The sequence below is a fragment of the Klebsiella sp. OBRC7 genome, assembly GCF_000293135.1.
GTDB classification, from domain to species: Bacteria; Pseudomonadota; Gammaproteobacteria; order Enterobacterales; family Enterobacteriaceae; genus Klebsiella; species Klebsiella michiganensis.
Genome location: NZ_ALNJ01000120.1, coordinates 25,888 through 46,056 on the forward strand (window position 1 = coordinate 25,888; position 20,169 = coordinate 46,056).

Below are 20,169 nucleotides of genomic sequence, written 5' to 3' on the forward strand. Positions count from 1 at the left end.
GTTACTCAGTTTACATTTATGTATTGCTCACCGTGCCATATTCCAATTCTTGTTTTTTTGTTGGTGAGATCGGTATGCTTTATTTTTACGCTGACACCAGGCATGACATAATAACGTTCACGGCAGCCTTGGCCCTCATCCTTCGCTTTATCACGACAGGGCCCGTAGGAGATAACGCGGAATGAAGCATTACCGGTATTGGTCACCGTGTCATTATCGCGACGATAGTCAAATCTTTCTTCACGCGGGGCGACCACCAGAATGGTACCAATAATGGCCGAGGTCGTTGCCTCACCCTGTTTTTTCTTTTTACTGGCTTCAAACTCGGTCACCGGTTCATCGGTCCAGGATATGCGGTAATAACGTTCCTGGTTATCCTGAGGTCCTTTGTAAAAAAAACGAAAGTTCTCTTTAGCATTTCCGGGTAATATCAGGCTGGCTGGCGTTGATAATAATTCCGATCTGCTCGCCATCGGGATAACCGTGCCGCCGGCCATCGGCGATGAAATACGCTCCACGTTGACGCTAACGTAACGCGCCGTATCGGTGGTGTTAATGATTTCTTTTGCCAGCGTCGAGGCATCCGGCCCCATTATTGAGGTGACGTCTCCGACATTAATTGCATGGGAGGAGGGCGTCACGGTGAATAAGAAGAGAGAGAGTAATAATGGATTCAGTTTCATGGCGCATCCTTATAAGGAGGCCGAAGCCTCCTTGTCATACCGGACAGGTGTTGGCTACACCTGATTAGATAGTCCAGACCGCGTTGAACTGAACGCGAACGTCGCCGCTCCAGTAACCGTCGGTTAACTCTTTGAACTCAGCGGCGGTGCTGCCGTCAGAAGTCGCGGAGTCGATAGTGAAATCGAAGTTACCCTGGGTGCTGACGCGATCGGCGCCTGCGTAGGCGGTAGCGACAGCCAGCGCATCCAGACCCGCGGAGATGTTGTTGGCGGTATCAATCATCGTTACCGGGGTGGTTTTGTTCAGCGCGTTGCCGTTCCAGCTCACACCAACCGCCAGAGTAGAGGCGTCAGTGGTACGGCTCAGGGTGTTGCTGACGATCTGAGAGGTCAGCGTGAAGTCGGTCGCGCCGGACTGGCCCTGGATGGTGATGTCGAAAGCGCCTTTCTGAGAGTTAAACGCTTTAATCCCTTCAGCGTACTGGAAGTTCAGGGATTTCAGCGGAGTGACAACCAGCGCGCTGGTGGTGTCTTTAGTTGCGCTTGCATCCCAGCTTGCAGTGGCGGAAGTGGTCACATCAGCCATTGCGTTGGAAGAGATAAGAGCCGCAGCCACAACACCCGCTAATACGATTTTTTTCATTTTAGATTTCCTGAGAATAATTAAGTTAGTTCCATTTATGGAGTTATTGCTACAAATACTGATAATGACTTTATCCAGATAGAATAATGTTTAACTTCCCTCTGCCTCCCATCTTATTCTGCAAGCTGAGCTTGATTGCGTAGATCCTCTTTTCTGCCATCTGCAATTCGTTGGCTATTTGCTTAACCGACTTTTCTGCGAGTAAAAGATCGAGAACCAACACTTCCTGGTCGCTGAGTTTTTGGCGGTAGCCTCGACCATCTCTTTGACCGAGAAACGTAAGCTGTATTTTCTTTTCAATCTCGTCTCGGGTATCGCTGGTGTTGATAATCGAAACTATCTGCTGACAGCGGTGTTTCCAGAATAGCGCCAGCGGCTGCGCTAACCTGTCGGCAATCAACACTATCCGCAACCCTGTTTTGATCAGATATTCAATCCATTTATCATTGGTGAATAATCTGATGTTGTAGCGAGAAAAATCAACAAATATAAAGCCGGAATTAGAGAAGTTGTAGTGCTTGTTAATTAAAAAAAAATGCACACCATTTTTTAAATAGATGTTTTTATCGGGCCATACGCAATAGCGGGTTTCAATGCAGTTAATCGATTTTATCGTAGGTCGGGGATAGATTTCGCACTGATACTGACAGCTTATGCAGTATACCTTCTCATATTTCTGCGGAGCCATATGTCGATTTATTTCCCTATATTGTATTACCCTATCGTTCAATGATGTGGCTATATTATGGCTAGTTAATAAATGTGACAACTTTAATTTCTGGAGAGTTATATAGATGAAAAATGTGTAAATTCTTAATGGCTCAAATTGACTGGATTGATACTAACCTACTATTCTGAATAAGAAAAATCTTAAGAAGCAGAATTTTATGTCGATAGCCCTTTAAGAATTATCCATGGTGACCAGGAATTTTCTCGCTGAATGGGGGAGGATTGGTTAAAAAAAAACAGCACAATAAGTCAAAAAAAATGCTATCACATCGCTGTTTGTTAATTTTGTGTTTTTGTTTTGTTTTATTTTGTGGTGATTATTCTGTAATCACCTGTTTTTTGTAAGGGAAAGTTGCGATATTTTGGATTATGGGGGAAAGGACTATCTGGCGAAATATGATCTGGCGTACAAAACAGGGCGTTTTTAAGAACTAAAACGCATCGGCGCTTGAAAAGGAGCGAATCAGAAGGATGTGCTAAATCTTAACCGGAAGAAGCGGACAAATGCTTCTTGGGGAGACGGGGCGCTACGGCAGCCTGAACGGGCACTGCCTGCAGGCCGCCGCAGCGCCACCGGGACGATGGCAGCGTGAATTTGCAGACAAATGAGCCAATACTTTCGATGCGTCCCCGGCGCTTACGCCCCTTTCAGCAGAGGAAGCAGGTGATTCTCGGTAAGAGGAGCAAGCTTAATATGCCGATCCTGACCCGGCGTATACCAGATAACTTCTTCTATTTCGGCCGTCGGCGTAAAGCTCGCTCTGTTGGTGGCTATCTGAAAGATATCCGCAGAGACCGTATGGCCCGGCTCGTTTGCCGCCGTATCGGTGAAACGGCCGACCGGAACCAGTTCTTCAGGTGAGACGATGAAGTTGAGCTCCTCTTCGAGCTCGCGGATCAGCGCCGCTTCCGGGGCTTCCCCGATTTCAGGTTTTCCACCGGGCTGCATAAAGTACTCAGTCCCTCGTTTGCGTACTAACAGACAGCGTCCTTGACCGTCGGCGATCACCGCCGCCGCGATGTGAATATTTTTTATGGTGTTCAAGAGATACCCCAGTGATATGCCGCTAGTGTTCAACGACCCGCGTTTGCTTCGCCTCTAGCGAAACAACGCCGACGCCATAATGATAACCGCCTTAGCGTGCTAATCAATCCCGTCAATTCTCGCAAAACCTGCTGACGGCGCGGGCGGGGCTCATTTATGATAGCCTGCGAAATATAACGTCTATGCGGGAAGTGCAGCCTCTATGTCAATTCAGAAAATCGCTCGCCTGGCGGGCGTCTCGGTGGCGACGGTATCGCGGGTATTGAATAACAGCGATACCGTTAAAGCGAAGAACCGCGAACGTGTGCTGCAGGCGATCAAAGAGAGTAACTACCAGCCGAATTTGCTGGCCCGCCAGCTGCGAACGGCCCGCAGCAATATGATTCTGGTGATGGTCTCTAATATCGCCAACCCCTTTTGCGCCGAGGTGGTCAAGGGTATTGAAGAAGAGGCGGAAAAGAACGGCTACCGGATCCTGCTGTGTAATTCCGGCTCGGATTTAGCCCGTTCAACCTCGGGTCTGCAGCTGCTCTCCGGCAAAATGGTCGACGGCATCATCACCATGAATGCGCTCTCCAGCCTGCCGGAACTCACCACCATGATCGGCGACGCGCCCTGGGTGCAGTGCGCGGAATATGCCGATAACGGCAGCGTCTCCTGCGTCGGCATCAACGACGTCGACGCGGCGCAGGGTGCCGTTTCCCTGCTGGTTGACGGCGGGCGAACGCGCATTGCTTTAATCAACCACGATCTCAGCTATCGCTACTCGCGCCTGCGCGAGCGCGGCTACAAAAGCGTGCTGCACGTTCGCGAACTGGCGTATCAACAGGTCACCTACGCCAGCGACCTGAGCGCCGCCGCCGGTACCCGGGCGATGGAAACGCTGCTGGCGCAGAAAGAGAAACCGGATGCGGTATTTGCGGTCTCAGATTCGCTGGCGGCGGGCGCGCTGCGGGCTATCGCTCAGGCCGGATTGCGGGTGCCGGAAGATATTGCGGTAGTCGGTTTTGATGGCACCGAACTGGCTGAAGTGGTATCGCCGCAGCTGACCACCGTGGAACAGCCTTCGCGCGAGATTGGCCGTACGGCGGTCACGCTGCTGATGAAAAGAATCGACAATCCCGACGCCGCGGTCGAGCGGGTGATGATGGACTGGCGCGTCATTTCCCGCGCCAGTGCCTGAGGATATTACTGAGACACCGCGCCCGCCAGCGAACGAATGTCGTTACCGGTAGGGGACTGATGGATCCGCAGGCCGAATTCGTCAACCACGGCATAGACGTGATCGAATATATCCGCCTGAATGCTTTCATATTCCGCCCACACCACGGTGTTGGTGAAGCAGTAAATCTCAATCGGCAGGCCGCTGGCGTCCGGCGCCAGCTGGCGAACCATCAGCGTCATATCTTTGCGGATGCGCGGATGATTACGCAAATACTCCTGCAAATAGGCGCGGAAGGTGCCGATATTGGTCATCCGGCGCTGATTCAGTATCGATTGATCGGCGGCGTTCTGCTGGTTCCACAGGCTGATTTCCTGATGACGTGAATCCATATACGGCTTCAGCAGTCTGGCCTGAATTAAGCGCTGCTGCTCCTGTTCATCAAGAAAATGAATGCTGGTGGTATCGATATTCAGGCTGCGCTTAATGCGGCGACCGCCGGATGCCGACATCCCGCTCCAGTTTTTAAACGAGTCGGAAACCAGCGACCAGGTTGGAATGGTGGTGATGGTGTTATCCCAGTTGCGCACCTTCACCGTGGTCAGGCCGATGTCAATCACCGCGCCGTCGGCGCCATATTTTGGCATCTCCAGCCAGTCGCCGAGCTTGAGCATATCGTTGGCGGAGAGCTGAATTCCCGCCACCAGGCCAAGAATAGGATCTTTGAATACCAGCATCAGTACCGCGGCCATCGCGCCGAGGCCGCTAATCAGAATCGCCGGCGACTGGCCAATCAGTAAGGAGATAACCAGAATGCCGACAATAATCGCGCAGACCAGCTTAATTCCCTGAAATATCCCTTTAAGCGGCAGCTGAGAAGCGGTGGCGAATTTCTGCGATAAATTGAACACCACGTCCAGCAGCGAAAAGAAGGACAGCATCGCGTAGATCATCACCCACAGCTGGGCGCAGGTGGTGAGGATTTCCGCAGCCTCGCTGCCTTTTTGCAGCCACAACACCGCCTGCACGTTGACGATAATCCCCTGCAGGGTGAAGGCCAGACGATGAAACAGTTTGTTCTGGGTAATAATTTGCAGCCACAGGTGGCTGCTGGCCTGCGCCCGCTTTTCGAAGGTGCGCAGCACCACTTTGTGCAGAATAAGATGAACGACAATCGCCGTCAGAAAAATAATGCCGAAGATAATAATGAGTGAGGTGGTGGGGGTAATTTTGATGCCTAATGCGGCGATTTGCGATATGAATTCCTGCATAACGTCTCCTTTACATCCAGCGGTTATGATGACCGCTGGATGTCTATTATGCAAATCGCAGGTTACGCCGATGTGAATTATGGCGTCGCTACCGCCGGATGGACGTTAAGGTGTCGGCGTAGCCACAGCGCGATGGCGCCCAGTACCAGCATCATCACCACTTCCACCGCCAGGAAATCGATCAGCGCCCGGGGATAGTCGCCGCCGCTGCGCTGGGCAAGGGTTAAGAATAGCGACCCGAGAATTGCCGGCCCCAGACCCAGCGTCGCCTGCTGCAGAGTGCTGAGAATCGCGCTCCCGGCACCGGCGTCGCTGGCGCTGATATCGCGCATCCCGATACGGTAAAAACTGTTGACGATCAGCGCCTGCCCGTAGCCGATAAGCGCCGTGGAGGGGACCAGCGCCAGGGTGGTGGTGTGGATACCAAGGCGATAAAAGGTCGCGCTCAGCAGCAGCAGGCCGACAATCTGCACCGACAGGCCGGTCAGCAAAATGCGCCCCATGCTGTAGCGGGCAATCAGCTTCGGCGCGTACAGCGCGGAGATGAAGTAGGCCACGCCGAGCGCGATAAAGCTGTTGCCGGACTGCCACGGCGCCATCCCCAGACCGGCCTGCATGGTCAGCGCCATGCAGAACATAAACCCGGACCAGGCGCTGAAAAAGAGCAGGGCGATGGCCATGCCAAAGCGAATGCTGGTGAGCTTCAGCAGGCGAGGCGGCAATAGCGGCTGCTCGCCGCGCTGCTGTTTGCTCAGCGCGCTGGCCCGCATCCAGACCAGCAGCGGCAGCACCGCAGCTAACATCAGCTGCAGCGTCCACGGCCAGTGCAGCTCCGGCCCCAGCGCCATCGGAAACAGCAGGCAGCAGAGGATTAGCGCAAGGCTGAAGGTGCCCTGCCAGTCGATGCGCGAATGCGCTTCACGCCGGGTCTCCGGGACGTATCGCGGGCTGAAGGCCAGCACCAGCAGGCAGATCGGCACGTTAATAAAGAAGGCATTTCGCCAGCCTAAACCGGCGATATCCGCCGAGACCAGCCAGCCGCCGCCCATCTGACCGACGATAAAGGCGATACCGCCAATGCCGCCGTACAGGCTTATGGCCCGGGCGTGGGCGGTGCCTTTGAGGGTGATATGCAGCGTAGCGAGAATCTGCGGCACGATCAGGGCCGCGCCGGCGCCCTGGACCGCGCGCGCCGCCAGCAGCGTGGTGATGGAGTTCGCCATCCCGCACAGCAGAGAGGCGACGCCAAAAATCGCCACGCCCCACATAAACAGACGGCGGCGGCCATAGTTATCGCCAAGCTTGCTGCCCATCGCCAGGCAAACGGCAAAGGCGACGCCGTACAGCGCGACGATCAGCTCCAGCTGGGTGGCGCTGGCGTTCAGCGACTGGGTGATGGAGTCCAGCGCGACGTTGGCGATCGAGGTGTCGATCAGCGGCAGCATCTGGCCGGTCAACAGAAGGAATAAACCGGCTCGGCCGGGTGAAACAGCAGACGAATTCATCGGATCTCTCCATTGCGTCATTCAGCGGATGGCCGTAGCATCACCGATAAATTAAACGGGTACCAGTTCCTGCTTATACTGGTATTGGCACTACCATGCTGGAGGTTTTATGACGACCATGCCGCAACGTGAATCGACGATCGCCGCGCCCGATGATGCCCGTAAACAGCTGGGGGCATTTCTGCGCGCCCGGCGTGAGAGCCTCGATCCGCAGCGCCTGGGGTTGCCGCGCGTTGGCCGACGACGCACGCCGGGTCTGCGGCGGGAAGAGGTGGCGATGCTGGCGGAGGTCGGCGTCACCTGGTACACCTGGCTGGAGCAGGGGCGGGAAGTGAATCCGTCCGAGGCCGTGCTGGTGTCGGTGGCGAACGCGCTGCAGTGCAGCCCGCTGGAGACCCGACACCTGTTTGTCCTGGCCGGACTGACGCCGCCGGAAGCCGCGCAGGTCACGGTATGCGAAGGCATCAGCCCCGGCACCCGGCGGATGCTCGATAGCCTGATGCCGCAGCCCGCCAGTATTCAGAAGCCGAGCTTTGATATTGTGGCCTGGAACGACAGCTTCTGCCGCCTGATGGGCATCGATTTCGCCACCATTCCGGAAGAGGATCGCAACTGCATTTATCTGTATCTGACCAATGAAACCTGGCGCAGCCGCATCGAGAATCGCGATGTGCTGGCGACGTTTGTCTCCTATTTCCGCGCGGCGATGGCGGAGCACCGCGGCGATCCGCTGTGGGAGAATAAGCTGGCGCGCTTTTTTGCCGCGTCGGCGGAGTTTGAGTCCCTCTGGCATCAGCGCTATGAGGTGCGCGGGGTGGAAAATCAGGTGAAACACTTTAACCATCCGCAGCTCGGACGCTTCAGCCTGCAGCAGATGTACTGGTACTCGGCCCCGCGCAACGGCTCGCGCCTGCTGGTCTATTTGCCGATGGATGAAATGGGCGAACGGGCGCTGGCGTGGCTGGAAAAACATTAACGGCAGGGAATGCTTATGAACGTAGCCCGAAAAGAGCAGCGCATTATTCAGCGTACGCTCAACGCCTGGCGGTCATTGGCCGCTATGTGGAGCGCATCTGGCACGAGGGGGTATCCAGGCTGCAAAATACTGCGGGCTATCCCCGGGGCGGCGCTTGACGCGCCTTACCCGGGCTACGGGTACCCACAGTGTGTAATTTTGTAGCCCGGATAAGGCGACAGCCGCAATCCGGGGATCATCCTGACGTAAAAGAAAAGCAGAGAATTAAATCTCGGTAATGGTCGTCGCCTGCGGCAGGCGTGATTTCGGCAGGGCGGCGTTGAAGTCTTCGACGCTATGATGGCCGACCGGTACCACCACCAGGCTGGTGTAGCCCTGGGCTTTCAGGCCGAATTCGGCATCGAGAATCGCGAAGTCGACACCTTCAATCGGCACGGCATCCAGACCCATGGCCGCGACGCCAAGCAGGAAATTGCCAACGTTGAGATAAACCTGCTTCGCCATCCACTGATCGTCGTCGTGCAGCTCTTTGCGGTGCATATCGGCAAAGAAGGTGCGGCCTTTATGGTTCGCGGCTTTGGCGTCGGCGTTCGCAAAGCGGCCATCGGCCTCTTCCTGATCGACCACGCGCTCGAGCCAGGCGTCGTCCATTGCGGTTTTGGCGCAGAACACCACCACGTGGGAGGCATCAAGAATTTTACGTTCGTTAAACACATAGGTGCCGCTCGCTGCTTTGGCGACGCGCGCTTTGCCTTCATCGCTGCTGGCAACGATAAAGTGCCACGGCTGGGAGTTGGTGCTTGACGGGCTGTACTGCAGCAGCGTTTTCAGGTTTTCCGCCTGCTCGGCAGTTAGCTTTTTAGTGGCGTCAAATGCCTTGGTGGAGTAGCGCTTTAAGGCAACCGATACGATATCCATACTCTTCCTCACTGTTTACAACCCCTTGCGGGTGCGTTTCGTGAAGGAAGAGTACAGCGATGGCGGGCAAATGATAAGGGGCAAAAATGCGATAACACTTATCGCGCAGCGCTGAAAATCACCCTGGACGTAGCCGCTGCTGCTCTTTTTTGCTGAGTTTATCGACGATCAGATTCCACGAATCATCGATCAGCTCCGCCAGCAGATCCACGCTGATATCCTCGCCGGGAACCACGGTGATCCAGTGCTTTTTGTTCATGTGATAGCCGGGCTCGATGCTGCGGTAAATCGTCTGATGAAGCAGCGATTTTTGCGGATCGCACTTCAGGTTGACCAGCGCGCGGCCGCGTACCGTCGCGGTGAGCATAAAAATCTTCCCGCCGACTTTAAACACATCGTACTCCGGGCCAAACGGCCAGCAGTGCTCAGTAAAGGGGAGCTCCAGCGCGATACGATGCGCGTTGTCATGCAGCGAGCGGTGATCCATCAGCTATTGTCCTCGGCAAGGGCCTGCCACATAGCTTCAAAGCCCAGCTCGACAAAACGGACGGCTCGCTCCGGCTCGTGGCTGGCGTATTCAATGGTGGTTTCGGCCAGCGAAAGAAACAACGCATCGCCGAAGGTACGGTACTCATCGGATTGAAAAACGGGTTTGATTGAGCGCTGGCACAGTTCATTGAGCTCGGGAAACATCTCCTGGACGCGGTTGCGTGTTTCGTCGGTGATCCGTTCACTCAGCGCCATCCGGCGAATCGCTTTATGCTCCATGGGGTTACGCACGCCCCAGCCGATATAGCTATTCCAGATATTGCGCGTATTCTCTTTTGGCCGGGTCTCGTTCGGGTTGAGACCCGCGATCATTGTCTGAACCAGGTCTGCTTTTATGGTCAGATAAAGCTCGTTGAGCAAATCGTCCTTGGTGGCAAAGTAGCGAAACAGCGTACCCTCGGCAACCCCCGCGCTGCGGGCGATGGCGGAGGTTGAGGCGGCGATTCCCGATTGGGCAAAGGCGGCGGTTGCGGCCTCCAGTAACGCTTGCTTTTTATCTTCACTCTTAGGACGAGCCACTACACTTTACCTCACTCATAATAAAACCACGATCTAAGCACGCCCGGCATGGGCGCTGCAACGCTGTCTGTCAAAATTTGAAAATCGTCTTGACGACTTTCAGCTTCTTCCTAATAATGAGTGCTTACTCACTCATAATCAAGCCTTATAACAAAAACCTCCAGGAAGGAGGATTTCGCCAGGTCAGGATATGAACCGTGTCACTTTCAGCGTGGTCGCCATCATGTTATTAGCGTCAGCAACAACTTTGCCGTTTGTGTTAAATGCCGGATTTGGTCAGGCGCCGCAGGGCGCACAGCTCAGCCTGGTGGAGCAGTCGCCGCACTATCACGACGGTCAGTTTCACAATCAGCTTCCGACGCCGGGGTTTACCGGGCAAAAAAATATGCTGGCCGCGTGGTGGGAGTTTCTGGTCGCCAAACGTGAAAATGCCAGACCGGCCCAGCCGCTGCCGCTGGTGAACACCGATCTGGCGGGCTTGCCGTCAGGGCAGGACGTGATGGTCTGGCTGGGTCACTCCTCCTGGTATCTGCAGCTGGCGGGCAAACGCATCCTGATCGATCCCGTATTTAGCAACTATGCCGCTCCGTTCTCGTTTATTAATAAGGCCTTTGCCGGGGATTACCCGTGGCACGCTGAGGGCATGCCGGAGATCGACCTGCTGATTATCTCGCACGATCATTACGACCACCTCGATTACGCCACCATCAAAGCTCTGATGCCGAAGGTCAAGCGCGTGGTGACGCCGCTGGGCGTGGGGTCGCACCTGCGCTACTGGGGAATGGAGAGCGCGATAATCAGCGAGGCGGACTGGAATCAGTCGGTGCAGGTGAGCGATGAGCTGACGGTACACGTCCTGCCCGCGCGCCACTTTTCCGGCCGCGGCCTCAAGCGCAACCAGACCCTGTGGGCCAGCTTTATGTTCGTTACCCCGCAGCAGAAAATTTACTACAGCGGCGACAGCGGCTACGGCCCGCACTTTAAAGCCATCGGCGAACAGTTTGGCGAAGTAGATTTGGCGATCATGGAAAACGGTCAGTATGACCAGGACTGGAAGTACATCCACATGATGCCGGAAGAGACGGCGCAAGCCGCTGACGATGTTCATGCACGCGCGGTGCTGCCGGGTCACGCCGGGCGCTTCGTGCTGGCAAAACATACATGGGACGATCCGTACAAAAGGCTGGCGGAGGCCAGCACAGGGCGACCGTGGCGACTGCTGACGCCAATGTTGGGTGAGCCGGTTTGGGTCGCCGATAAAACGCAATCATTTAACGCCTGGTGGCGCTAACGATGAGAGTGGTTCAGGAGGAGAGAGGACATATGACTATTTCCGCTCAGGTCATTGATACTATCGTCGAGTGGATTGATGATAATTTGCATCAGCCGCTACGTATTGACGATATTGCGCGCCACGCCGGTTATTCGAAGTGGCATTTGCAACGACTGTTTTTACAGTATAAAGGGGAGAGTCTGGGGCGCTATATCCGCGAGCGTAAGCTGCTGCTGGCGGCCCGCGATCTGCGCGATACCGATCAGCGGGTCTACGATATTTGCCTGAAATACGGCTTTGACTCGCAGCAAACCTTTACCCGCATCTTCACCCGCACGTTTAATCAGCCGCCGGGTGCCTACCGTAAAGAAAATCACAGCCGCGCGCACTGAAAAGCGTCCGCCGGGGGAAGACCGGCGGATGCTTTTCTTACCAGGCGTAGTTGACCGTCGCCGTCACCGTCCGGCCAATGCCGTAGAAGCAGGCGCTATCGCTGGCGCAGGAGGCCACGTATTTGGTATTGGCGAGGTTGTTGACGTTGAACTGCACTTTCGCCCCTTTCAGGCTTGAATTCAGCTCGCCTAACTCATAGCTGACCATGGCGTCGTACAGATCCACTGCCGGTACCTTAAACGTGTTTTTCGCATCGCCGTAGCTGGTGCCGATATAGCGTACGCCAACGCCCGCGGTCAGGCTTTTTAACGCGCCGTCCGGTAGAGTATAGCTGGTGAACGCCGAAGCCATATGGGTCGGAATGCGTGCCGGCGTTTTCCCTTCGGTACCGACGACGGTGGTATTGACGGTTTCCGCATCGGTATAGGTATAAGACGCGATCAGATTGAGGTTATCGAAGACCGTCGCGTGCGCTTCCGCTTCAACGCCTTTCGAGCGCACTTTACCGCTGTTTTCAAACCACCCGGCCGCGCTGTTGTAGGTCGCGACGTTGCTCTGCGTCAGATCGTACAGCGCGAGGGTCATTAACGCGTTTGGGTCAGGCTGGTATTTCAGACCCACCTCTACCTGTTTGCCTTCGCTGGGATCGAATGGTCCGACGCCCGGCGCGCGGTTGGTTTGCAGGTTAGGTTCGAAGGAGGTGCTGTAGCTGATATAGGGGGAAAGACCGGAATCAAAGGCGTACAGCAGGCCGGTGCGCCAGGTGAACTTATTATCATTCTGCTGGATGCTGCTGGCGTCGGTAAAATCGGTGGTGCGTACTTCCGCCCAGTCGTAGCGCCCGGAAACTAACAGTTCCCAGTTTCGCCAGCTTAGCTGATCCTGAACATACACCCCAGCCTGGTCGAGATTTTGCTGTTCATTAGTGGCGGGACTGAAGGCGCTTTCATCGACGCTAACCCCGTAGGTCGGGCTGCGCCAGTCGATATCGTACTGCGAGCCGCCGGCCCGACCAAGGTACTGCTTATCCTTACTGGTTTTGTAATCCACACCGCCAATCACCGTATGCGCCACCTGACCGCTGGCAAACTGCGCTTCAAGCTGGTTATCGATGCCAAACTCATCGGTCTGGCGCTGTTCATGCTGGGCGCGGCGGGAGAGTACCGAGCTGTTGGCGGCGCTGGTGGAATAAACCAGGTAGCGATACTTCTGTTTAATGGTGGCGTAACGGGCGTTCTGGCGCAGAGTCAAGGTATCGTTGAGCTGGTGCTCAAATTCATAGCCAATCATCGTTTGTTCACGCCACGACTGGTTGTAGTTGGGATCGCTGACGTTAAAATCGCGCGGAATATAGCTGCCGTCGACGCTTTCCACGGTACCGTAACGCGGCAGGAAGTTACGGTAGCCGGCGTCCGGGTCTTTCTGATAGCTGGTTAACAGGGTAAAGCGCGTGGCGTCACCAGGATACCAGGTGAGGGCGGGAGCGATAGCCATCCGCGTCTCTTTATAGTCATCGATCTGGTTATTCTGGGTGCGGGCGATCCCGTTCAGCCGATAGAGCAGGTGGCCGTCATCGCTCAGCGGACCGCCAATGTCGAAAGCTCCTTCGGCGAGATGGTTATTACCGGTACGGAACTGCACCTCATGAATCGGCTGGCTGGTCGGGCGTTTGCTGGTCATGCTAATCAGCCCGCCGGGGTTGACCTGCCCAAACAGCACCGAGGCCGGGCCGCGCACCAGTTCGACGCGTTCCAGCAGCCACGGGTCGAAAGTGCCGGTTTGTGACGAGGCGGTGGCACCGTAGCTCAGGCCATCGAGGAATTTGGGCACGTAGCTGAAGCCGCGTACGAATACCTCGTCGTTGCGGTTAGATGAACCGCGGTATTCGGTAAAAACGCCCGCGCTATAGCGCAGCGCCTGTGAAACCGAGGTGACGTCCAACGCCCGCATTTGATCGCGGGTGACCACCGATACCGACTGCGGCGTTTTGACGATTTCCGCGGCGGTCTTTGTTGCCGACAGCGTTTTTGTTGCCACTATTCCCTTCAGCGGCGCTGTGGGATCCTCGCCGCTGCCGGCGGTGACGACGATCGTTTCCTCCGCCGCCAGCGCCGGTCCGCCAAAGAGAGATGCCGCAACGCCCGCGGCCCAGAAAGCTGTTATCTTATTATATTTAAACATGTTTATTTTTTATCCTTGGTTGAATCGCCATCAAAAAACGCCCGCGTCGAGGGGAATCGACCGGCGGCTAACATTAACGGCGTTAATGTTATTGCAAATAGTTATTATTTGCATTAGCGTTATTAACAAATTCTTACAAGGAACTATCGGCTAATGAAGACGGCGTGGAGCGGCCTGCTGATTGGCATGAGTACCCTACCGGCGGCGGCAATGAACTGCGAATCTCCTTCGTTACAGGGGGAACTGGAGGGGAAATTCGACGCCAGCGGCGAGGTCTGTTTTGACCTGCCGACATTGGGCGAGAACTACGTCGCGGCGACCCTCTCCGGCGTCACCGATGCCCGACTGCTGGATGACAATAACCGCCGTCTGCGCACGCTGCTGGCGGGCGGTCCGGCGGACGGCGAGCAAACCCTGCTATTTTCTCTGCCGGTAAACCGCGCCTCCTCGCTGGTGCTGCACGGCGAAGAGGGGGCGCGCTGGCGCTTTCAGTGGCAGATGCGGGAAACCACCGCGCTGGCCAAAATTCAGCCGCTGGATCCGGTCAGCCCGCGCCTGCAGCGGCTAAAGCGTGAACTGGCGGCGGGAGGTTCAACAACGCATTTCTGGCAGGAGCGCGAGCGGGAAGGGACGCCAATGGTGGAACCGGTGGACGCCGGCCATAAGCGGGTAACTTTCCTGTGGCGTGGAGCGAGCCGCAACGTGTTTATTCTGGGTTCGCCGGCGGGGGATCACGATCCGCTGTTTCGCCTCGGTGATTCTGACGTCTGGTTTCGCAGCTACGTGGTGCCCGCCGATACCCTCATGCAGTATAAGCTGGCCCCGGACGTGCCGCAGGTAAACGGCAGCGAGCGGGAGCAGCGGCGGGCAATTCTGGTCAGCGCCCAGGCTGACCCGCTCAACCCGAACAGCATCAATGCCGCCCGCGACCGCTGGAATCGCCACTCTCTGCTGGCCCTCAACGCCGCGCGTTTTTGCACCGCCCAGCGTATGGCGCAGCCGCTACGCTACGGAACCTTAACCCACCATCAGTTGCGCAGTGACTTTCTGCAAAATACGCGGGAAGTACTGATTTATCGCCCGCGGTTGCCGCAGCCCGCGCGCTGGACCCTGCTGCTCTTTGACGGCAAAACTTACCAGCACGAGTACCGCCTCGCTAACGTGCTGGATGCCCTGATAGCCAGCCATCGGCTACCGCCGATCAACGTGGTGTTTATCGATAGTCTCGATCATCCGCGACGGGCGAAGGAGCTGCCGCCAAATCCGCACTTTGCCGATTTTATGGCCCATGAGCTGCTGCCGTGGCTGCGTCGTCAGGGACTCAGCCTGAGCCGGCAAAAAACTGTGGTCGCCGGCTCCAGCTACGGCGGGCTAGCCGCATCCTGGGTAGCGCTGCGCTATCCGCGACAGTTTGGCAAAGTATTAAGCCTGTCCGGGTCATACTGGTGGGCACCGCAAGGGGAGGAGGCCGGCTGGCTGACCCGCCAGTACCAGCAGTCGCCGCGCTATCCGGTGCGCTTCTGGCTGCAGGCGGGGAAATTCGAAACCAGCGGGCCGGACGGCGGCATTTATGCCAATACGCTTGAATTTGAGCGGGTGCTAAAAGAGAAGGGGTATACGGTGAGCTTCCATCCCTCTTCCAGCGGCCACGATTACGCCGCCTGGTGCGAAGCGCTGGTCAGCGGCATGCGCGACCTGGCCGGCTTAGCGCTCAAGGGAAAACCAGCGACGCCAGACCCAGCGCAGCAGCAGATATTCAACCGCGCCCAGCGCTAAAAACCACAGGCAAAAGATCAGGGTATAAAGCTGGTTGAGATCCATCAGATGGAATGTCGCAACCAGCTTTTGCGCCAGCGTCAGGCCCAGCGAGGGCGCCGGCAGCAGCAGGCAGGAGAGCAAAGCCAGCAGCAGAATGCCGGCGGCACTGAGGAGCGTTTCTAGCGGATGTTTCATTATTTGTTAATCATCAGTTAAAAACATATTGTCCGGTAAAAAGAGAATCAATGCAATATCGTTTCGTACGTAATCATAATACGCATTGGATATTATATTTAAACGTCCTCAATTATTCCCATGTTAATTATTTTGGTAATATTTGTGATTAAGTTAATTACATTGCAATGTAAATTAACGTCATTATTAAGCCAGCGCTTTTACAAAAGTATAGGTGCTATATCCCACCAAAGTAGCGATGATAATGGCCAGCAGGATGTACAGTACCAGACGGCGTCCGCGGTAGATTCCAAACATAGTAGACCTCGTTTAGTTTTGGTTTATTAATATTCTGCAATAGTTGATTTATAGAATTAACTTACCACAAATTTTGTATTTGCGAGAGATTAAATATTGCGCAAGCTTAAATTATCTCCGCTGTTTAAAATTTTTCTCATTGGCCCGGAATGATTCCAGGCTTTCCGCCTCACGGAATTTTAAGGGAGATATATTTTGACCAAAGCGATTAAAACTAATAATACCACCCCCTCAGGGGATGCTGCGCCACGCCGCGCATATCAGCAGACGGTTGATGCGGTGCTGGCGCAGACTAAAAGCCATGCCAACGGCCTCAGCACCGCCGAGGCCGCCGAGCGTTTGAAAACCTTCGGCCCCAACGCCTTGCCGGAGAAAAAAGGCAAGCCGGCCTGGCTGCGCTTCCTTGCCCATTTTAACGACGTACTGATTTTTGTCCTGCTGGCCGCCGCCGCGCTCACCGCGGTCATGGGTCACTGGGTCGATACGCTCGTCATCCTTGGCGTCACGGTGATCAACGCCCTGATCGGCCATATCCAGGAGAGCAACGCTGAAAAATCGCTGCAGGGCATCCGCAATATGCTCTCCAGCGACGCGCGCGTACAGCGCAGCGGCAAGCATGAAACCATCCCGACCCGCGACCTGGTGCCGGGCGATATCGTGATACTGCGCGCGGGTGACCGCGTGCCCGCCGATATGCGCCTGATTGAGAGCCATAATCTGCGGGTCGAAGAGGCGATTCTCACCGGCGAGTCGACGGTGGTGGATAAAACCACCGATGCGCTGGAAGGCGAACTGCCGCTGGGCGACCGTACCAATATGCTCTTCTCCGGCACCACCATCAGCGCCGGCGGCGGCGTTGGCGTGGTGACCGCAACCGGTCAGGAGACCGAGCTCGGTCACATCAACCAGATGATGGCGGGCATTGAGAAGCACCGCACGCCGCTGCTGGTGCAGATGGATAAGCTCGGTAAAGCGATTTTCGTTATCATCCTGGCGATGATGGCCGCGCTGTTCGTCTTCAGCCTTGCGCTGCGCGACATTCCTCTCGGCGAGCTGCTGCTCTCCCTGATTAGCCTGGCGGTGGCCGCCGTGCCGGAAGGCTTACCGGCGATTATCTCGATTATTCTCTCTCTGGGCGTACAGGCGATGGCGCGTCAGCGGGCGATTATCCGCAAGCTGCCGACGGTGGAAACCCTGGGCGCCATGACCGTAGTGTGCTCGGATAAAACCGGCACCCTGACGATGAACGAGATGACCGTCAAAGCGATCATCACCGCCGACTGCTGCTACCGCGTCGAGGGCGACAGCTACGAGCCTCAGGGTAACATCTGCCTGGAAGGCAGCAACGAGCCGGTGCAGATTAAAGCGGGCAGCGTGCTGGAAACCTATTTGCGCACCATCGACCTGTGTAACGACAGCCAGATGATTCAGGACGAGCGCGGCCTGTGGGGCATTACCGGCGGGCCGACCGAAGGGGCGCTGAAGGTGCTGGCGGCGAAAGCGCAGCTTGCGCCCGTCGATGCCCGCCTGGTGGCGAAGATACCGTTCGACTCGCAGTACAAGTACATGGCGACCCACCAGAAAATGGGCGACGTCGAGCAGGTGCTGATTACCGGCGCACCGGACGTGATTTTTGCCCTGTGCCGCCAGCAGTTGAGCAAGCAGGGGGCGGTGCCGTTTGAGCCGCAGTACTGGGAAGAGGAGATGGCGCGCTTTGCCCGCCAGGGCCTGCGTATGGTCGCCGCCGCCTACAAACCGGCCACCGTCGGCAGCACCACGCTGACCCACGACGATCTGCGCGAAGGTCTGGTCTTCCTCGGCATTGCCGGAATGATGGATCCGCCGCGTCCGGAAGCGATTGACGCTATCCACGCCTGCCAGAACGCGGGGATCCGCGTGAAGATGATTACCGGCGACCACCCGCAGACGGCGATGAGCATTGGCCAGATGCTGGGGATCACCAACAGCCGCCAGGCGATGACCGGCTATCAGCTGGAGCACATGGACGACGCCGAGCTGGCGAAAGCCGCCGTTGAGTACGATATCTTTGCCCGTACCAGCCCGGAGCACAAGCTGCGCCTGGTGAAAGCGCTGCAGGATAACGGTGAAGTGGTTGGCATGACCGGCGACGGCGTCAACGACGCCCCGGCGCTGCGCCAGGCCGACGTCGGGATAGCCATGGGGATTAAAGGCACCGAGGTGACCAAAGAGGCTGCCGACATGGTCCTGACCGACGACAACTTTGCCACCATCGCCAGTTCGGTCAAAGAGGGGCGTCGGGTCTACGACAACCTGAAGAAGACCATTCTGTTCATCATGCCGACCAACCTGGCACAGGGGCTGCTGATTATCATCGCCCTGCTGGCGGGGAACATCATTCCGCTGACGCCGGTGCTGATTCTGTGGATGAACATGGCCACCTCCGCGACGCTCTCCTTCGGCCTCGCGTTTGAAGCCGCAGAGCGCAACGCCATGAACCGTCCGCCGCGTAAAACCGGCCAGCACGTTATGGACGCCTTCGCCGTCTGGCGCGTCGCCTTCGTCGGCACCATGATCGCCGTCGCCGCTTTTATGCTTGAAGCCTGGCTGGCACCGCGCGGCCACAGTCCGGAGTTTATCCGCACCGTCCTGCTGCAGATGCTGGTCACCGCACAGTGGGTGTACATGATTAACTGCCGCAGCAGCGACAGCTTCTCGCTGAACATGGGACTGCTGCGCAACAAAGGCATCTGGCTGGTGAGCGGCGTGCTGCTGCTGATGCAGCTGGCCATCATCTACGTACCGGTGATGCAGACGATGTTTGGCACCGAAGGGCTGCCGCTGCGCTACTGGTTCATCACGCTGGTCATCGGTATCGCGATGTTCCTGGTGGTGGAAGTTGAGAAGCGCCTGACCCGTCGTTTCCGCAAAGCCGCATAGCGTGTCTGACCCGCACGGCGTCCCTTCTCCTGCGGGGGAGGGACGCCGCATCGTCGTAAGGAATTCCCCATGAACAAGATTATCCGCTCCGCCCTGCTGGCCTGCGGCCTGGCAGGCTACGCGCTCACCGCCGCCGCCGCGCCGGCCGTTCCGGTGCGCGTCGCCACCGTGGAACACGCGTCGCATGCCGATGAACGGCAAATCTCCGGCCGCGTCGAGGCCATTCACTCCGTCGATATTCGCGCCCGCACCGAAGGAAAGATTGTGCAGCGCCACTTCCAGGATGGGCAGTATGTCAACCAGGGCGATCCGCTGTTTACGCTGGATGACGCCCAGCCGAAAGCCGCGCTGGCGCTGGCCCAGGCTGAACTGAAGAGCGCGCAGGCTTCGCTACGCCAGGCCCAGCAGCTGCTGAGCCGCTACCAGCAGCTGAAAAATAACCACGCAATCAGCCGCAACGACGTAGACACCGCGCAGATGCAGCGCGATGTCGCCGCCGCCGCCGTGGAACAGGCCCGGGCGCGCATTGCCGCCCAGCAGATTACGCTCGGCTACACCCGCATTACCTCGCCGGTCACCGGGCGCGTCGGCCATAGTCCTTTTCACGTCGGCGGTCTGGTGAATCCCGCCAGCGGCGTGCTGGTCGATGTGGTCCAGCTTGATCCCATTCGCGTGGCGTTCTCGCTGGATGAAACCGCCTTTTTCGCGAAAGCGGGACAGCACACGGATATCGCCGCGCTGAAGCAGGCGTGGCTGGCGCAGGTGGATGTCGATGGGCGGCGTGAAGACGGCGCCCTGACCTCCGTCGATAACCGTATTGATAGCCGCACCGCCAGCGTGGCGCTGCGCGCTGAATTCGCTAACCCGCAGCACCGTCTGCTGCCCGGCGGCAACGTCACGGTTTTCTTCCGGCCGCAGCAGCTTAAGGAGAGCCCGATGATCCCAGCCTCTGCGCTACAGCAGGATGCGCAGGGCTTTTACAGCTGGGTGCTGACGGCGGACAACACCGTGACGATGCGCCGTATAGCGCCCGCCGGTCAGCATGGCCAGAGCTTCGTGGTGGCCGATGGCCTGAAAGCGGGGGAGCGCGTAGTGACGGAAGGCGCCCAGCGCCTGCGTGACGGCGCGGCCGTTCAGCTTCTGAGTGAATAAG

18 protein-coding genes are annotated in these 20,169 nt (G+C 56.9%); 7 read left to right on the forward strand and 11 right to left on the reverse strand.

What is annotated here, in order from left to right; translation table 11 throughout:
* Nucleotides 1-5: 5 nt before the first annotated feature.
* From HMPREF1144_RS23215 to HMPREF1144_RS23230, 4 genes are all read right to left on the reverse strand, one after another.
* Complete coding sequence (locus tag HMPREF1144_RS23215; RefSeq protein ID WP_009654122.1) at nucleotides 6-683, reverse strand: hypothetical protein; 678 nt, start codon at nucleotides 681-683, stop codon at nucleotides 6-8.
* A gap of 64 nt (nucleotides 684-747) precedes the next feature.
* Nucleotides 748-1,326: a common pilus major fimbrillin subunit EcpA gene (gene ecpA / locus HMPREF1144_RS23220; RefSeq protein WP_009654156.1), complete on the reverse strand. Its 579-nt coding sequence runs from the start codon at nucleotides 1,324-1,326 to the stop codon at nucleotides 748-750.
* 70 nt (nucleotides 1,327-1,396) lie between these two features.
* Complete coding sequence (locus HMPREF1144_RS23225) at nucleotides 1,397-2,014, reverse strand: LuxR C-terminal-related transcriptional regulator (protein ID WP_009654141.1); 618 nt, start codon at nucleotides 2,012-2,014, stop codon at nucleotides 1,397-1,399.
* Between the two features lie 678 nt (nucleotides 2,015-2,692).
* The gene (locus tag HMPREF1144_RS23230; RefSeq protein WP_032721746.1) at nucleotides 2,693-3,091 is read right to left on the reverse strand and encodes an NUDIX hydrolase; all 399 of its coding nucleotides are present in this window, start codon (nucleotides 3,089-3,091) and stop codon (nucleotides 2,693-2,695) included.
* Nucleotides 3,092-3,302: 211 nt separating this feature from the next.
* Here HMPREF1144_RS23230 and HMPREF1144_RS23235 point away from each other — a divergent pair, with 211 nt between their 5' ends.
* Nucleotides 3,303-4,283, forward strand: coding sequence for a LacI family DNA-binding transcriptional regulator (locus tag HMPREF1144_RS23235; protein WP_009654140.1), 981 nt, complete (start codon nucleotides 3,303-3,305; stop codon nucleotides 4,281-4,283).
* A 5-nt stretch (nucleotides 4,284-4,288) separates the two neighbouring features.
* Here the strand turns inward: HMPREF1144_RS23235 and HMPREF1144_RS23240 are convergent, their stop codons facing one another.
* Together HMPREF1144_RS23240 and HMPREF1144_RS23245 are read right to left on the reverse strand one after the other, a co-directional pair.
* The gene (locus tag HMPREF1144_RS23240) at nucleotides 4,289-5,533 is read right to left on the reverse strand and encodes a mechanosensitive ion channel family protein (RefSeq protein ID WP_009654157.1); all 1,245 of its coding nucleotides are present in this window, start codon (nucleotides 5,531-5,533) and stop codon (nucleotides 4,289-4,291) included.
* Between the two features lie 77 nt (nucleotides 5,534-5,610).
* On the reverse strand, nucleotides 5,611-7,038 hold the full coding sequence (locus HMPREF1144_RS23245; RefSeq protein ID WP_009654135.1) for an MFS transporter: 1,428 nt from the start codon (nucleotides 7,036-7,038) through the stop codon (nucleotides 5,611-5,613).
* Nucleotides 7,039-7,147: 109 nt separating this feature from the next.
* Between HMPREF1144_RS23245 and HMPREF1144_RS23250 the strand changes: the two genes are divergently transcribed.
* Entirely contained in the window at nucleotides 7,148-8,014 is an 867-nt protein-coding gene (locus HMPREF1144_RS23250) for a helix-turn-helix transcriptional regulator (protein ID WP_009654145.1), read from the forward strand.
* A gap of 264 nt (nucleotides 8,015-8,278) precedes the next feature.
* On the opposite strand, the gene nfsB is transcribed toward HMPREF1144_RS23250, so the two are convergent.
* From nfsB to HMPREF1144_RS23270, 3 genes are all read right to left on the reverse strand, one after another.
* On the reverse strand, nucleotides 8,279-8,932 hold the full coding sequence (nfsB, locus tag HMPREF1144_RS23260; RefSeq protein WP_004848566.1) for an oxygen-insensitive NAD(P)H nitroreductase: 654 nt from the start codon (nucleotides 8,930-8,932) through the stop codon (nucleotides 8,279-8,281).
* Between the two features lie 118 nt (nucleotides 8,933-9,050).
* Entirely contained in the window at nucleotides 9,051-9,419 is a 369-nt protein-coding gene (locus HMPREF1144_RS23265; RefSeq protein WP_004848567.1) for an MmcQ/YjbR family DNA-binding protein, read from the reverse strand.
* A complete protein-coding gene (locus HMPREF1144_RS23270; RefSeq protein ID WP_004848568.1) occupies nucleotides 9,419-10,000 on the reverse strand; it encodes a TetR/AcrR family transcriptional regulator in 582 nt (193 codons plus the stop codon). Before HMPREF1144_RS23270 ends, HMPREF1144_RS23265 begins: the two co-directional genes overlap by 1 nt.
* A 190-nt stretch (nucleotides 10,001-10,190) precedes the next feature.
* On the opposite strand from HMPREF1144_RS23270, the gene HMPREF1144_RS23275 reads away from it, so the two are divergent.
* Nucleotides 10,191-11,291, forward strand: coding sequence for an MBL fold metallo-hydrolase (locus HMPREF1144_RS23275; protein ID WP_009654142.1), 1,101 nt, complete (start codon nucleotides 10,191-10,193; stop codon nucleotides 11,289-11,291).
* A 32-nt stretch (nucleotides 11,292-11,323) separates the two neighbouring features.
* The gene (locus HMPREF1144_RS23280; protein ID WP_004848570.1) at nucleotides 11,324-11,665 is read left to right on the forward strand and encodes a RamA family antibiotic efflux transcriptional regulator; all 342 of its coding nucleotides are present in this window, start codon (nucleotides 11,324-11,326) and stop codon (nucleotides 11,663-11,665) included.
* Between the two features lie 37 nt (nucleotides 11,666-11,702).
* Here the strand turns inward: HMPREF1144_RS23280 and HMPREF1144_RS23285 are convergent, their stop codons facing one another.
* Nucleotides 11,703-13,847 carry a TonB-dependent siderophore receptor gene (locus HMPREF1144_RS23285; protein WP_009654134.1) on the reverse strand — a complete coding sequence of 715 codons (2,145 nt, stop codon included), beginning with the start codon at nucleotides 13,845-13,847 and terminating at the stop codon, nucleotides 11,703-11,705.
* Nucleotides 13,848-14,000: 153 nt separating this feature from the next.
* On the opposite strand from HMPREF1144_RS23285, the gene HMPREF1144_RS23290 reads away from it, so the two are divergent.
* Entirely contained in the window at nucleotides 14,001-15,623 is a 1,623-nt protein-coding gene (locus HMPREF1144_RS23290; RefSeq protein WP_009654155.1) for an alpha/beta hydrolase-fold protein, read from the forward strand.
* On the opposite strand, the gene HMPREF1144_RS23295 is transcribed toward HMPREF1144_RS23290, so the two are convergent.
* Nucleotides 15,552-15,800, reverse strand: a complete 249-nt coding sequence (locus HMPREF1144_RS23295) for a DUF1158 domain-containing protein (protein WP_004848573.1) — start codon at nucleotides 15,798-15,800, stop codon at nucleotides 15,552-15,554. The two genes, HMPREF1144_RS23290 and HMPREF1144_RS23295, sit on opposite strands and share 72 nt — an antisense overlap.
* A gap of 492 nt (nucleotides 15,801-16,292) precedes the next feature.
* On the opposite strand from HMPREF1144_RS23295, the gene HMPREF1144_RS23300 reads away from it, so the two are divergent.
* Both HMPREF1144_RS23300 and HMPREF1144_RS23305 read left to right on the forward strand, forming a co-directional pair.
* Nucleotides 16,293-19,016 carry a cation-transporting P-type ATPase gene (locus tag HMPREF1144_RS23300; protein WP_004848577.1) on the forward strand — a complete coding sequence of 908 codons (2,724 nt, stop codon included), beginning with the start codon at nucleotides 16,293-16,295 and terminating at the stop codon, nucleotides 19,014-19,016.
* A 69-nt stretch (nucleotides 19,017-19,085) separates the two neighbouring features.
* Nucleotides 19,086-20,168 carry an efflux RND transporter periplasmic adaptor subunit gene (locus HMPREF1144_RS23305; RefSeq protein ID WP_009654125.1) on the forward strand — a complete coding sequence of 361 codons (1,083 nt, stop codon included), beginning with the start codon at nucleotides 19,086-19,088 and terminating at the stop codon, nucleotides 20,166-20,168.
* Nucleotide 20,169 lies beyond the last annotated feature (1 nt).

Coding starts and splice junctions, on each gene's coding strand:
- HMPREF1144_RS23215 (WP_009654122.1), bottom strand. CDS start 683: ATGAAACTGAATCCATTATTACTCTCTCTCTTCTTATTCACCGTGACG.
- ecpA (WP_009654156.1), bottom strand. CDS start 1,326: ATGAAAAAAATCGTATTAGCGGGTGTTGTGGCTGCGGCTCTTATCTCT.
- HMPREF1144_RS23225 (WP_009654141.1), bottom strand. CDS start 2,014: ATGGCTCCGCAGAAATATGAGAAGGTATACTGCATAAGCTGTCAGTAT.
- HMPREF1144_RS23235 (WP_009654140.1), top strand. CDS start 3,303: ATGTCAATTCAGAAAATCGCTCGCCTGGCGGGCGTCTCGGTGGCGACG.
- HMPREF1144_RS23240 (WP_009654157.1), bottom strand. CDS start 5,533: ATGCAGGAATTCATATCGCAAATCGCCGCATTAGGCATCAAAATTACC.
- HMPREF1144_RS23245 (WP_009654135.1), bottom strand. CDS start 7,038: ATGAATTCGTCTGCTGTTTCACCCGGCCGAGCCGGTTTATTCCTTCTG.
- HMPREF1144_RS23250 (WP_009654145.1), top strand. CDS start 7,148: ATGACGACCATGCCGCAACGTGAATCGACGATCGCCGCGCCCGATGAT.
- nfsB (WP_004848566.1), bottom strand. CDS start 8,932: ATGGATATCGTATCGGTTGCCTTAAAGCGCTACTCCACCAAGGCATTT.
- HMPREF1144_RS23265 (WP_004848567.1), bottom strand. CDS start 9,419: ATGGATCACCGCTCGCTGCATGACAACGCGCATCGTATCGCGCTGGAG.
- HMPREF1144_RS23275 (WP_009654142.1), top strand. CDS start 10,191: ATGAACCGTGTCACTTTCAGCGTGGTCGCCATCATGTTATTAGCGTCA.
- HMPREF1144_RS23280 (WP_004848570.1), top strand. CDS start 11,324: ATGACTATTTCCGCTCAGGTCATTGATACTATCGTCGAGTGGATTGAT.
- HMPREF1144_RS23285 (WP_009654134.1), bottom strand. CDS start 13,847: ATGTTTAAATATAATAAGATAACAGCTTTCTGGGCCGCGGGCGTTGCG.
- HMPREF1144_RS23290 (WP_009654155.1), top strand. CDS start 14,001: ATGAAGACGGCGTGGAGCGGCCTGCTGATTGGCATGAGTACCCTACCG.
- HMPREF1144_RS23295 (WP_004848573.1), bottom strand. CDS start 15,800: ATGAAACATCCGCTAGAAACGCTCCTCAGTGCCGCCGGCATTCTGCTG.
- HMPREF1144_RS23305 (WP_009654125.1), top strand. CDS start 19,086: ATGAACAAGATTATCCGCTCCGCCCTGCTGGCCTGCGGCCTGGCAGGC.